This window comes from Nocardia sp. NPDC004260, assembly GCF_053603155.1.
Map to the genome: position 1 here is coordinate 1 of NZ_JBSGEZ010000123.1, position 11,822 is coordinate 11,822.

General features: G+C 69.1%; 12 protein-coding genes. 7 read left to right on the forward strand and 5 right to left on the reverse strand.

The window, feature by feature from the left end; translation table 11 throughout:
* Positions 1 to 102 precede the first annotated feature (102 nt).
* Positions 103 to 984: a helix-turn-helix domain-containing protein gene (locus ACWEO7_RS36110; RefSeq protein WP_452429944.1), complete on the reverse strand. Its 882-nt coding sequence runs from the start codon at positions 982 to 984 to the stop codon at positions 103 to 105.
* A 99-nt stretch (positions 985 to 1,083) separates the two neighbouring features.
* On the opposite strand from ACWEO7_RS36110, the gene ACWEO7_RS36115 reads away from it, so the two are divergent.
* Both ACWEO7_RS36115 and ACWEO7_RS36120 read left to right on the forward strand, forming a co-directional pair.
* Positions 1,084 to 1,875 carry an SDR family oxidoreductase gene (locus tag ACWEO7_RS36115; protein ID WP_452429945.1) on the forward strand — a complete coding sequence of 264 codons (792 nt, stop codon included), beginning with the start codon at positions 1,084 to 1,086 and terminating at the stop codon, positions 1,873 to 1,875.
* Position 1,876: 1 nt separating this feature from the next.
* Positions 1,877 to 2,950, forward strand: coding sequence for an NAD(P)H-dependent amine dehydrogenase family protein (locus ACWEO7_RS36120; RefSeq protein WP_452429947.1), 1,074 nt, complete (start codon positions 1,877 to 1,879; stop codon positions 2,948 to 2,950).
* Between the two features lie 387 nt (positions 2,951 to 3,337).
* Here ACWEO7_RS36120 and ACWEO7_RS36125 read toward each other — a convergent pair whose 3' ends face one another.
* Both ACWEO7_RS36125 and ACWEO7_RS36130 read right to left on the reverse strand, forming a co-directional pair.
* A complete protein-coding gene (locus tag ACWEO7_RS36125; RefSeq protein WP_452429949.1) occupies positions 3,338 to 4,390 on the reverse strand; it encodes an aminotransferase class V-fold PLP-dependent enzyme in 1,053 nt (350 codons plus the stop codon).
* A gap of 73 nt (positions 4,391 to 4,463) precedes the next feature.
* Positions 4,464 to 4,940, reverse strand: coding sequence for a nuclear transport factor 2 family protein (locus ACWEO7_RS36130; protein ID WP_452429950.1), 477 nt, complete (start codon positions 4,938 to 4,940; stop codon positions 4,464 to 4,466).
* Between the two features lie 254 nt (positions 4,941 to 5,194).
* Between ACWEO7_RS36130 and ACWEO7_RS36135 the strand changes: the two genes are divergently transcribed.
* From ACWEO7_RS36135 to ACWEO7_RS36145, 3 genes are all read left to right on the forward strand, one after another.
* Entirely contained in the window at positions 5,195 to 5,455 is a 261-nt protein-coding gene (locus ACWEO7_RS36135; RefSeq protein WP_452429952.1) for a three-helix bundle dimerization domain-containing protein, read from the forward strand.
* A gap of 55 nt (positions 5,456 to 5,510) precedes the next feature.
* Entirely contained in the window at positions 5,511 to 6,335 is an 825-nt protein-coding gene (locus tag ACWEO7_RS36140; RefSeq protein ID WP_452429954.1) for an IclR family transcriptional regulator, read from the forward strand.
* A 226-nt stretch (positions 6,336 to 6,561) separates the two neighbouring features.
* Complete coding sequence (locus ACWEO7_RS36145) at positions 6,562 to 7,440, forward strand: expansin EXLX1 family cellulose-binding protein (protein WP_452429956.1); 879 nt, start codon at positions 6,562 to 6,564, stop codon at positions 7,438 to 7,440.
* Here ACWEO7_RS36145 and ACWEO7_RS36150 read toward each other — a convergent pair.
* Together ACWEO7_RS36150 and ACWEO7_RS36155 are read right to left on the reverse strand one after the other, a co-directional pair.
* The gene (locus tag ACWEO7_RS36150; RefSeq protein ID WP_452429958.1) at positions 7,433 to 9,112 is read right to left on the reverse strand and encodes an FAD-binding dehydrogenase; all 1,680 of its coding nucleotides are present in this window, start codon (positions 9,110 to 9,112) and stop codon (positions 7,433 to 7,435) included. The two genes, ACWEO7_RS36145 and ACWEO7_RS36150, sit on opposite strands and share 8 nt — an antisense overlap.
* Complete coding sequence (locus ACWEO7_RS36155) at positions 9,109 to 9,747, reverse strand: TetR/AcrR family transcriptional regulator (protein ID WP_452429960.1); 639 nt, start codon at positions 9,745 to 9,747, stop codon at positions 9,109 to 9,111. Before ACWEO7_RS36155 ends, ACWEO7_RS36150 begins: the two co-directional genes overlap by 4 nt.
* 197 nt (positions 9,748 to 9,944) lie before the next feature.
* Here ACWEO7_RS36155 and ACWEO7_RS36160 point away from each other — a divergent pair, with 197 nt between their 5' ends.
* Both ACWEO7_RS36160 and ACWEO7_RS36165 read left to right on the forward strand, forming a co-directional pair.
* Positions 9,945 to 10,943 (forward strand): zinc-binding alcohol dehydrogenase family protein, encoded by a 999-nt coding sequence (locus ACWEO7_RS36160; RefSeq protein WP_452429964.1) that lies wholly within the window; start codon positions 9,945 to 9,947, stop codon positions 10,941 to 10,943.
* Positions 10,944 to 11,090: 147 nt separating this feature from the next.
* Positions 11,091 to 11,747 carry a cutinase family protein gene (locus tag ACWEO7_RS36165; RefSeq protein ID WP_452429962.1) on the forward strand — a complete coding sequence of 219 codons (657 nt, stop codon included), beginning with the start codon at positions 11,091 to 11,093 and terminating at the stop codon, positions 11,745 to 11,747.
* The last annotated feature ends 75 nt before the right edge of the window (positions 11,748 to 11,822 follow it).

Sequence of the window (11,822 nt, forward strand, 5' to 3'; positions counted from 1 at the left end):
TACTGCACTCGACAGGGTGTGGGAGAGTAGGACACCGCCGGAACATCCTTTCACGAAAGGCCCTCGACACCGTCGAGGGCCTTTCGTCGTTCATGCAGAGAATTACTTTCCATACCGACCGGCGGTGAGCGCGTTCGTCAATTCGGCTGCCGCGCTGCGGGTCGCATCGACGAATTCATCGCGTTCCACGCGTGTCGTCGCCACCTGCAATGGCCCCAGCTGAACCTCGTAGGCCGCGGTGCCGCTCGCATCGAAAACCGGGGCCGCGAGATAACTCAGCGGCAATATCTCATCCGAATCCAGCTCCGCCCGCGTGAAAGGCCGGGACGTGAGCGCGGCGAGCTGGCGTAGCGCGCGAGTACGCAGATGCGGTCTGAGCAATTCGGATCCGACCGCACCGAGGAGATCGGCGAGCAGGTCGACCAGGCCCGCGTCGTCGGCGCGCGGCCGGAACACCGCGACCCCGCGTTCACGCACCAGTGCCAGCAGCGCGCCGACGATGCGTTGATCCGCCTCGTTGGCGGTGTTCAGCCACGTGTTCTGCTCCTTTGCCGGACGCCACGGCATCACACTCGCGCCGGCCGGGAATTGGAGCGGAATGCGATGTCCCACCGGGATTCCCGGCACCACTCGGTCGACGCCGTGCCGGACGTCGAGCACGGTGAGCCGGTCCGGCTCGATGCGGCTGAACGTGGCGCCATAGCCGGTCCGGGCAGCCAGACCGGCGAGGAGCTCGCCCACGTCCTGCGGAAGCGCGGCGCCGTGCAATCCCACCAGCGCCGGGCCGATGCCGTAACCGCGAGCCGGGTCGCGCACGACCCAACCGGCCGCGTCCAACTCGACCAGGATCGCGGTCGCGGTCGCGCGCGCGATGCCCAGCCGTTCGGCGATGCCCGCGACGCTGATCGGCTCCCCAGAGGTCGCCAGTAGCGACACGATGTCGACGACGCGCCGCGTGGGCGGCGACGCAGATCGGTCCGGCATGGTGGCAACCCCTTGTCCCGGCTCGGTGAGCGACTTACGATGACGAATATTAGATCACATACTGTCGAATATTCGTCAGTCGTGCGCTGAGGAGCGTGAATGATTCTGGATCGGTTCCGGATCGATGATCAGGTCGCGATAGTCACCGGCGCGGGTCGTGGCCTGGGCGCGGCTATAGCGGTCGCGTTCGCGGAGGCGGGTGCGAATGTCGTCATCGCCGCACGGACCAAAAGCCAGCTCGATGAGGTAGCCGAGCGGGTCTCCGCCACCGGGCGACAGGCCCACGTGGTGTCCGCGGATCTGAGCGACGCCGAGGCCACGGCGGCACTCGCCGAGGCGGCGGTCGAACGCTTCGGGCGATTGGACATCGTGGTGAACAACGTGGGCGGCGCACTGCCGTGCCCGCTGCTGGACACGACGCCGCAGGCACTGCGGGACGCGTTCGACTTCAATGTCGCGAACGCGCACGCCTTGGTCCGCGCCGCGGTGCCGCGCATGCTCGAAACAGCGGGCGCCGGCTCGATTCTCAACATCACGTCCACGATGGGGCGGCTTCCCGGACGTGCGTTCGCGGCATACGGCACCGCCAAGGCGGCTCTGGCCCATTACACCAAGCTCGCCGCTCTCGACCTCAATCCGCGTATCCGGGTGAACGCCATCGCGCCGGGCTCGATCCTGACCTCCGCACTGGAGGTGGTCGCCGGAAACGAGGCCATGCGTACCGAATTGGAGTCGAAGACGCCGCTGCATCGCATCGGCGAACCGGAGGACATCGCCGCGGCCGCGCTCTATCTGGTGTCGCCCGCGGGGAAGTATCTCACCGGCAAGATTCTCGAGCCCGACGGCGGCTTGATCGTTCCCAACCTCGACCTTCCGATCCCGGACCTGTGACATGACATATCGCGTAGTGCAATGGGGCACCGGCAATGTGGGCAAGCATGCCTTGGCCGGCGTGATCGCCCATCCTGAGCTGGAATTGACCGGCGTGTGGGTGTCCGGTTCCAAGAGCGGAGCGGACGCGGGGACGCTCGCGGGGCTCGATCGGCCCGTCGGCGTCGCCGCGACGACCGACGCGCAGGCATTGCTCGCGTCGCGTCCGGACTGCGTCGTCTACTGCTGTATGACCGACAACCGGCTGTTCGAAGCCGTACAGGATCTGCAACGGATCCTGGCCGCCGGGATCAATGTCGTCGCGTGCGCACCCGTGTTCTTCCAGTACCCCTACGGCGTGCTGCCCGACGAGTTGCTGAAGCCGGTGCAGGAGGCAGCCGCGCAGGGCAATTCGTCGCTGTGGGTGAACGGCATCGACCCCGGTTTCGCCAACGACCTCCTGCCGCTCGCGCTCGCGGGGACCTGTCTGCGCATCGATCAGCTGCGCTGTCTGGAGATCGTGGACTACGCCAGCTACGACAACCGCGCGGTCATGTTCGACATCATGGGCTTCGGCAAGCCACTCGACGAGATCCCCATGCTGTTGCAGCCCGGCGTGCTGTCGCTCGCCTGGGGCGGTACGGTTCGCCAGCTCGCGGCCGGGATCGGGGTCACCCTCGACGCCGTCACGCAATCCTACGAGCGGATCGCGGCGCCGGAGTCGTTCGACATCGCGACCGGGCACATCGCCGAAGGAACCGCGGCGGCACTGCGTTTCGAAGTGCGGGGCATGGTCGGAGACGTGCCCGTCACGGTGCTCGAGCACGTGACCAGGCTGCGCCCCGACCTGTGCCCGGACTGGCCCCAGCCGGCGGACCCGGAGGGCTCCTACCGGGTCGAGATCACCGGCGAGCCCAATTACGCGTTGGACCTGGTGACCTCGAGCCGCAACGGGGATCACAACTACGCGACCGTCCTGGCTACCGGCCTGCGCATCGTCAACGCGATTCCAGCCGTGGTCGCGGCCCCCGCCGGAATTCTCACCGCGCTCGATCTCCCGCTGATCACCGCTCCCGCGCAGCGTCCCGGTCGCTGATCCACCACCCGGTCCACGCCACGCGGAGGTAGACGGCCCGCGGAGCCGCTGACCGATCGCACGGCGGTCCCGCCCGGGGCTACCCGGCGTATCGCGCGGACGGTGCGCGGTCGAGGTCAGCGATGAGCTCCGGCTTGCCGGTCACCGGCCAGCCGCGCGGCCGGCCGGCGTGGCGGTCGGTCGCCGACGGCGTGTCGCGCTATCGGCCCCGGCCGGTCGTGTGACCGGCTCGGTAGCACGCGGGGCTACCCGGCCCGCACGGGACAGTGCCCCGTGGTCGCGAACTCGGATGCGGGCAGCCGACCGGAAGTGTTGGCGCGGTTGCTCGGCCGTGCTTCGGGCTCGCCCGTTTCGACCGGCCGGGCAAGTAGGCGGCCGACGCGGGGGCTACCCGGCTCGCAGCGCGGACAGTGCCCGCTCGATGTCGTCGGCGCTGTTGTAGAGGTGGAAGGCGAACCGCAAGCCGCCGCCTCGCGCTGAGGCGACCACCTCGGCCTGCTCGAGCCGGGCCGCGAGGTCGCCCGCGCCAGGGACGGAGACGATCGGCGAGGGCGCCTCGACGGGCTCGAAACCCAGTGCGCGCAGTCCGGCACGGAAATGGTCGGCGAGTTCGAGGTCGTGCGCGCCGATCTTGTCGACGGTGAGTTCCTCGATCAGCGACAGTCCGGCCAGCGCCGCCACGATGCCGAGCCAATCGGGCGTCGTGTCGAATCGCCGTGCCGTCGCGGGCAGCGCGGCCGGGCGGTACAGCTCCGCCCAGCGGTCCTCGGCGGCGTACCAACTGGAGCCGATCGGGCGCAGCTGCGGGACCAGCTCGGGCGGCGTGGCGAGGAACGCGACGCTGCGCGCGCCGATCAGCCATTTGAAGCTGGCGCAGACCCAGTAGTCCGCGTCGGCGAAGCGCAGCGGCAGCCAGCCCGCGGCCTGGGTGGCGTCCACGAGCAAACGCGCGCCGTTGGCCCGGGTGACCGCGCGCAGCTCGGGGAGATCGGCGACGCGGCCGTCCGCGGATTGGACCACGCTCACCGCCACCAACTCGGTCTCCGGACGTACCTGCGCGGCCAGCTCCGCGAAAGGGACGAAGCGAACGACGAGATCGTCCCGGTACACGAAAGGCATCGAGACCGAGGCGAATTCGCCTTCCGGCAGGAGGACCTCCGCGCCCGGTGGCAGTGCGGCGGCCACGGGTGCGATCAGGCCCGCGACACCGCTGCCGAGCGCTATGTCATCGGCGGTGGCACCGTCGAGCAGCCGGGCGAAGCCCGCGCGCAGGTCCGGTACCAGGAGGTCCACTTGGGATGTCGGTCCACTGCGGCCGGTGGCCCAGCTCGTGCTCGCCTCGCGCACCGCGGCCAGGGCGCGGGCGGACGGCAGACCGAAGGAGGCGGTGTTCAGGTAGGTGATCTCGGGAGTGAACTCGTCAGGCGCTAGCGAGGGCATGTTCGCAGCATCCGCCGGGCGGCGCGGGACCGTCCAGCGCCACCGGGCGGATAGTGGACCGTTTTCCCACCCGTCACTTACCGGGCGCCCACATGTTGGACAGCAACTGGAAGCTCGGTGTGTCCGACAGCGATTGCATGGATTCGTAGATGCGCCGGTAGGCCGTGGAGGCGATGCGCCACTTGCCGTCGTCGTCGCGGCGGTAGGTGTCGGTGTAGTAGCCGGCTCCTCGGATCAGCACCCCGTACTCGGTGGCGATCACGGTGTCCTCGAAGGCCCAGGATCCCGTGGCCGTCGCGCCGTCGACGCCGATCTCCGGGTGGTTGGCGATGTGGACGGTGACCAGCGAGGGGCCGAGATTCTCCCGCATGAACGCGGTGATGGCGTCACGGCCGTCGAGGTTCAGCGGCTCGCCCATGGCGTGGGTGCCGTAGCGTCCTTTCGCGTCGACCGCGAGGGTGTCGGCGAACTCGTCCCACTCTTTGAGGTCGAGGGCACGGAAGTAGCGGTACTTCAACTGGCGGACGGCTTCGATGGCGTCGAGATCCATCTGTCGAGCCTGGCACGTGCGGCCCCCGCAGACAAGAACGTGTTCTATTTTGGGGCGAGTCGGCGTCGCGAAGGGACGGATCGAGATCCGCGAGGGTCAACCGTGTCGTCCGGAGCGGAGGCCGATCCGATCGGGGACCTCGGCCGCAGGCGAGGGTGTCGAACCGGGCGGGGCGGGTACCCCTATGACGGGCGTTATCGTCGCCACGGCAGCGTCCTGGGTACCGATCTCGTCACGACCAGGGGAATCTTGCGATGACCGACCGCCACGCCACCCACGACTCGAACCAGCAGATCCCTCTCGACCAGGAACTCGCCCTCGAGGCGGCCGCGCGGCGCCTGGAGAACGAATTCGACGGCGTCGCCAGCGAAGCCGCGATCGAGGACCATCTCCATGCCTACTACGACCATGTCGCCGACCACGCCACCATCGTCAACTTCTTGCCGCTGCTGGCCGAGCGTTACACCCGCGAATGGCTGTTCGCCCTCGAGGATTCCGCGCACGGGTCCGCTTAGCGGCCTCTAAGCTCTACGCGAGCACGCGTGGAGGTTGGCAATGACGGTCGAGGTGATGACCGATTCCGAGACGGGGGATTTGCCGACCGGATCCGGACAGGCAGCACGACCGAGCCAGCCCCCGGTATCGATGATCGAGCGGATGACGCTGATATTGGAGGCCTTCGACGGCGCGACGCCGACGCTCACCCTCGTCGAACTGGCCGAGCGCACCGGACTGCCGCGCTCCACCGTGCATCGCATCCTCGACCAGCTGATCCGGCTGCGCTGGCTGGCGCACGCGCCCGGCGGTTACCGGCTGGGCCTGCGCACTCTGGAGTTGGGTGGCCTGGCCGCCGACCACAACGAGATCCGCGATGTGGTGAGCCCACTGCTGCACGACGTCTGCCAGCAGACCGGAATGGTGGGCCATCTCGGCGTTCTGGACGGGCGCGATGTGTTGTATTTGGACAAGGTCGGCGGCCGGATCGCCGCGAGCGTGCCCACCCGGCTCGGCGGCCGGATGCCCGCGCACAGCACCGCACTCGGCAAGGCGCTGCTGGCGACGCTGGACCCGAGCATCGTGGAGGCGTCCTTCCGGGATCGCCTGCCGCAGCTGACCGCTCGCACGCTCGCCGACCGCGCCGAACTGCATCGCGAACTCGGCCGCATCCGCAACCGTCAGGGTGTCGCCGTCGACAACGAGGAGTCCGTGCCCGGAATCACGTGCGTGGCAGTGCCGATTCGCGGTCGCGGCGCGGCGGTGGCCGCGGTGTCGCTGTCGGGCCTGATCGGTGCCGACGCGGTGGCGCCGGACACCGCGCGGCTGGCCATGGCGCTGGCCGAGATCGCCCGTGAGGCGGGACGAACCCTGTGCCCTCGGCACGCGCGTAGGCTCTAGCTGCACCGCGCGGTCCAGCACCGGTGCGCCCGGCTCCGCCGGATCATTTCCGATCGGCCGCGGTCGTCCCCGGACGGAATGGCCGAAATTAGCGGTGCGCTTGCTGAATTGCCCGCCTTTCACTGTGAAGAATTTTCGTTCGCCGTGCGCGCGAGGGGCCGGGCTGCTTTCCTGGTGAAGTCAGGATGGACAGTCCGCGAGGAGCCGAGCCGGAGTCGGGGAAGCGATGCACCGGGTACCGATCCAAGAGCGGCCATTCCGTTCCGAATGGCTATGGTTTGCGGCAGGCGCGCTGGCCACCGTCGCGGTGGTCGTCTGGCTGGTGCGGCCGTCGGCGCCGACCTGCGCCGCGGCGCGCCCGCTCGACGAGGTGTCCTCGCCGTCCCGATTCCCCGTATCCGCCGTGACTTTCGCGCCGATCGGGCCGGACATGTCCGCCGAGGTGCGCTACTACGTTTTCGGTACGCAGACATCGTGTTCCTTCCGCGAGCTGCCGCCGGGCGGCTACTATGCCGGGCTGTCGACCCCCGACTACGGGCGCGCCGATCTCTGCGGGGCATTCTTGGACATCGCGGGTCCACGGGGGTCGGTCCGCGCGCTGGTGGTCGACCACTGCCCGGCATGCGCTCCGGGACAGTTGGATCTCAGCGCGGCGGCGTTCGAGCGGATCGCCGATCCCCGCGACGGAGTGGCGCGGGTCGGGTACCGCCTGGTCCGCGATCCGCAACCGGCGCAGGAGCTGACCTACGAGGTGAAGCCGGATTCGTCCGCGGCCTGGTTCGGCATCCTGTTCGGTGGCACCGGAAATCCATTGCGCGAGGCGGCTGTTCGTCCGGCCGAGGGTGGGCCGTGGCGACAGCTCAGCCGAAGGGCCGACAACTACTGGACCCTTTCCGGTGCCGGGCTGGGCCCGTTCACCGCGCGGGTGACGGACGTCTTCGGCAACGAGGCCGAGATCACCGATGTGCTGGTGGAACCGGGGCGATACTCGGCGGGCAACCCGGCTCTATTCCGGCGCGCCGTCGTTCACGTCGTCGCCGTCGCTGGCGACCGCGACAGGGCCCGTCACGGTCGCGTCCGGCTGTCGACGGTAGCGCTCAGGTGAGCCTCGCGGCGAGCGCACGACCAGCGGCCCGGCCGGAGAAGATGCACCCGCCGAGGAAGGTGCCCTCGAGCGCGTTGTAGCCGTGCACACCGCCGCCGCCGAATCCGGCGACCTCACCCGCGGCGTACAGACCCGGGAACGCCGTGCCGTCCGGCCTGATCACCTGGGAACTCAGGTCGGTCTGCAGACCGCCCAAGGTCTTCCGGGTGAGGATGTTGAGCCGGACGGCGATCAGCGGGCCCGCGGCGGGATCGAGGATCCGGTGGGGTTTGGCGACCCGGCCCGCCTTGTCGCCGAAGTAGCGGCGCGCGTTGGCGATCGCCATCAGCTGGCTGTCCTTGCCGTACTTGTTCGCCAGTTCCCGGTCGCGCGCGACGATCTGGCGTTCCAGGTCGTCGTAATCCAACTGGGGGCCGCGCGCGATCTTGTTCATGCCCTCGACCAGCTCGCGCAGCGTGTCCGCGACGACGAAATCGACGCCGTGCTGCTTGAACGCCTCGACCGGGCCCGGCGCGCCCTTGGCCACGCGGCTCTTCAACGTGAGTTTGAGGTCCTTGCCGGTGATGTCCGGGTTCTGCTCGGACCCCGACAGCGCGAACTCCTTCTCGATGATCGACTGGGTGAGCACGAACCAGGAGTAGTCGTAGCCGGTCTTCAGGATCTCCTTCATCGTCGTGTTCGTATCGAATCCGGGGAAACACGGTGCGGGCAGCCGCTTTCCGTTGGCGTCGAACCACAGCGAGGACGGCCCCGGAATGATCCGGATGGCGTGGTCGGGCCAGATCGGTTTCCAGTTGACGATGCCCTCGGTGTAGTGCCACATGCGGTCACGGTTGACGATGGCGCCGCCCGCGGTCTCGGTGATGGCCAGCATTCGGCCGTCGACGTGCGCGGGCACGCCGGAGATCATGGTCTCCGGGCACGGGCCAAGTCGTTCGGTGGGCCAGTTGCGCCGGATCAGCTCGTGGTTGTGGCCGATTCCGCCGGAAGCCACGATCACGGCCTTGGCGCGCAGTTCGAACCCGCCCACTTCGGTGCGGGACGAGGCGCGACCGCGCTCCGGATCGGTGTCCTCGAGCACGGCGCCGCGCACACCCACCACGGCGCCGTCCTCCACGATCAATTCGTCCACCCGGTGACGGAAGCTGAAGCGGACCAGCCCGCGCCGCTCGCCTTCGAGCACGGGCTCGGCGAAGACCCGGACCACCTCGGGGCCGGTGCCCCAGGTGAGGTGGAAGCGCGGTACCGAGTTGCCGTGCCCGTCAGCGGTGGCGCCGCCGCGTTCGGCCCAGCCGACCAGCGGCGTCACGCGCAGGCCGAGGTCGCGCAGGTAGTCCCGCTTCTCGGTGGCCGCGAACCGCACGTACGCCTGCGCCCACTGCCGGGCCCATTTGTCCTCGTCGTCGCGGTCGAACCCGGCCGAGCCGAGCCAGTCCTGCAGGGCCAGATCGTAGGAGTCCTCGATGCCGAGACGCCGCTGCTCCGGGCTGTCGACGAAGAAGAGCCCGCCCAGCGACCAGAACGCCTGGCCGCCGAGGTTGTTGCGGTTCTCCTGATCGAGCACGTGCACCGTGCGACCGGCCTTGACCAGTTCGTGCGTGGCGACCAGGCCGGCCAGCCCGGCGCCGACGACGAGGACGTCCGCCTCGGGGCTGCTGTGGGACATGTTCATCCTTCGGTTGCGGTGCTGTAGGCCAGCACGACGTGGTGGAAGAGTTCGGTGCGGCGCTCACGCACGGCGCGGTTGTCCGGCTCCATCAGCACCTGCACGCTGGTGCCGTCGTGGACGGCGATGAGCGCTTGCCCGAACGCCTCCGGATCGGGCACGGTGCGGCCGCCGCGTGCGAGCGCCGCGACGATCGTGGGCATGAGCGCCGCGACGATGGCCTCCTCACGAGCGGCCATCACCCGGCGCAGCGCGGGGGTGCGCAGGGCGTGCGCGGTGAATTCGGCGGTGATCCGGTACCAGCCCTCCTCGACCGGGACCGCCCGTTCCAGTCGCTGGACGGCGGCGCGTACGTCATCGGTGCCCTCGGCCGCGATCTCGTCCAGGATGGCGCTCGCCTCGGCGAGCATCGCCGTGGAGCGCTGCTCCCACATGGCCAGGAACAGCTCGTCCAGCGAGCTGAAGTTCGAGTAGAACGCCCCGCGGGTGAATCCGGCGCGCTCGCAGACCCGCTCCACGGTGGCGCGGCCGAAACCCTCCTCGGCGAACGCCTCGTAGGCGGCGGTCAGCAGCCGGTTCCTGGTTTCGGCGCGGCGGCGGGTGACCCGGGCGGGCGCGGCCTGCGCGGCATCGGACGTCATCGCGCACCTCCTCGGTCTAGGCGTTGGATACAGGAATGTACTCGATACAGAAATGTATCAGAATTCGCCGGACCGCGTGGCCGTATTCGCCGAGTAGGGTGATTCCGGCCCGACCGACGCGGTCGGGGTGCCCGTCCGTGTCGATCCGATCGGTGCGAGGTGATCCGATGAGCGAGGTTCGAAGCCGTACGTCCGCGATGCGTAGCTGGCGGGTGCGCAGGCCGGGTCCGATCGAGAGCGGGCCGTTGGACGCGGAGCGAACACCCGTCCCCGAACCCGGTCCCGGCGAACTGCTGGTGCGTGTGCTGGCCTGCGGTGTGTGCCGGACCGACTTGCACGTGGCCGAAGGCGACCTTCCGGTGCACCGCGCCGGGGTGGTGCCCGGGCACGAGATCGTCGGCGAGGTCGTCGTGGTCGGCAGGGCCGCTGCGGGTTTCGCGGTGGGGGACCGGGTGGGCATCGCCTGGCTGCGGCACACGTGCGGCGAGTGCAAGTTCTGCCTGCGCGGGGCGGAGAACCTCTGTCCGCATTCGGCCTACACCGGTTGGGATGCCGACGGCGGCTACGCCGAATTCGCTTGTGTACCTGCGGCTTACGCGCTGCGCCTGCCTGCCGGCTACTCCGATGCCGATACCGCCCCGCTGTTGTGCGCTGGCATCATCGGGTACCGGGCGCTGCTGCGGGCCGCCGTGCCGCAGGGCGGGCGGCTGGGGATCTACGGTTTCGGCGGCAGCGCCCACATCGCCGCTCAGGTAGCCGCCGCGCGCGGAGCGGAGGTGCACGTGATGACGCGGGATCCGGCGGCGCGGGAGCTCGCCGCCGCGCTGGGCGCCGCCTCGGTGCAGGGCGCGGCGGATCCGCCTCCGGTACTGCTGGATTCGGCGATCCTGTTCGCGCCCGTCGGTGAGCTGGTGCCGCCCGCGCTGGCGGCGCTCGATCGCGGCGGGATCCTCGCCATCGCCGGTATTCATCTCAGCGACATTCCCGCCTTGAACTACCAGCGGCATCTGTTCCAGGAACGAGAGATTCGCTCGGTGACCGCGAACACCCGCGCGGATGCCCGCGAATTCCTGGCTTTCGCCGGCGAACACCGGATACATCTGACCACGCACGGGTATTCCCTGGACATGGCCGATCGGGCGCTGGCCGATCTCGCGCACGGACGATTTGCCGGTGCGGCGGTTCTCCTGCCATAGAACACGATTCGGCGCTGACTCCGTATCGGTCGGATGGAGTTCCTTGACGGCCTCCTGAGCCGTTCTTACCTTCGCGGATATAGCCGAGTAATTGTCACTGACAAGTGTCGCTCGGCTGTCTCACAACGGCGTGAGTAGGTGAGTACGATGGCCAACCGGAAGGTAATCCAGTTCGAGAAGTGGCGTGTAGTAAGGGCATTCGCCGTGCTACTGCTCGTCGCGGGTTTCGGGGCAGCGACGGGAATGCACGCATGGGCCGCGTCCTGTGCGGCGGTCGACGTCGTCGTCGCCAGAGGCACCCATGAACCCGGGTATCTGGGTTCGGTGGTGGGCGATCCGCTGTACGACGCACTGTGGCAAGCACTTCCGGTCGATTCGCAGGCCTATCGGGTGGACTACCCCGCCGACCTGCTCGATCCGTCCTCGATCAGCCGCGGCACCCAGGACATGACCGCGCACCTGATGTGGCAAGCGGCGAACTGCCCGGACCAGCGGTTCATCCTGGTCGGCTTCTCGCAAGGCGCCGTCGTCACCCACGGGGTGCTCGGCACCGGCATCGTCACCGTGCTCGGTGGCATCTACTCGCTGCCCGGAGCTGTGGGCTCCCGGGTGGCGGCGGTGCTGCTGTTCGGTGACCCGATCCGGCTGATCGGCTGGAACGTGCCGGACGGATACGCCGGGCGCACCGGAAACTACTGCGCGAACGGTGATCCGGTGTGCGAAGGCGGCATCCGTCCGGCCGCGCACACGGACTACCGGTGGGCCATGTGGCCCGCCGTGGAGTTCGCGGTAGACCGGATGTGACATCCCGAGACGGGAAATCCGCGGGGTGGGGGCGCGCCGCCCCCTGCCCCCACCCCCCCCACCGTCCACACACCC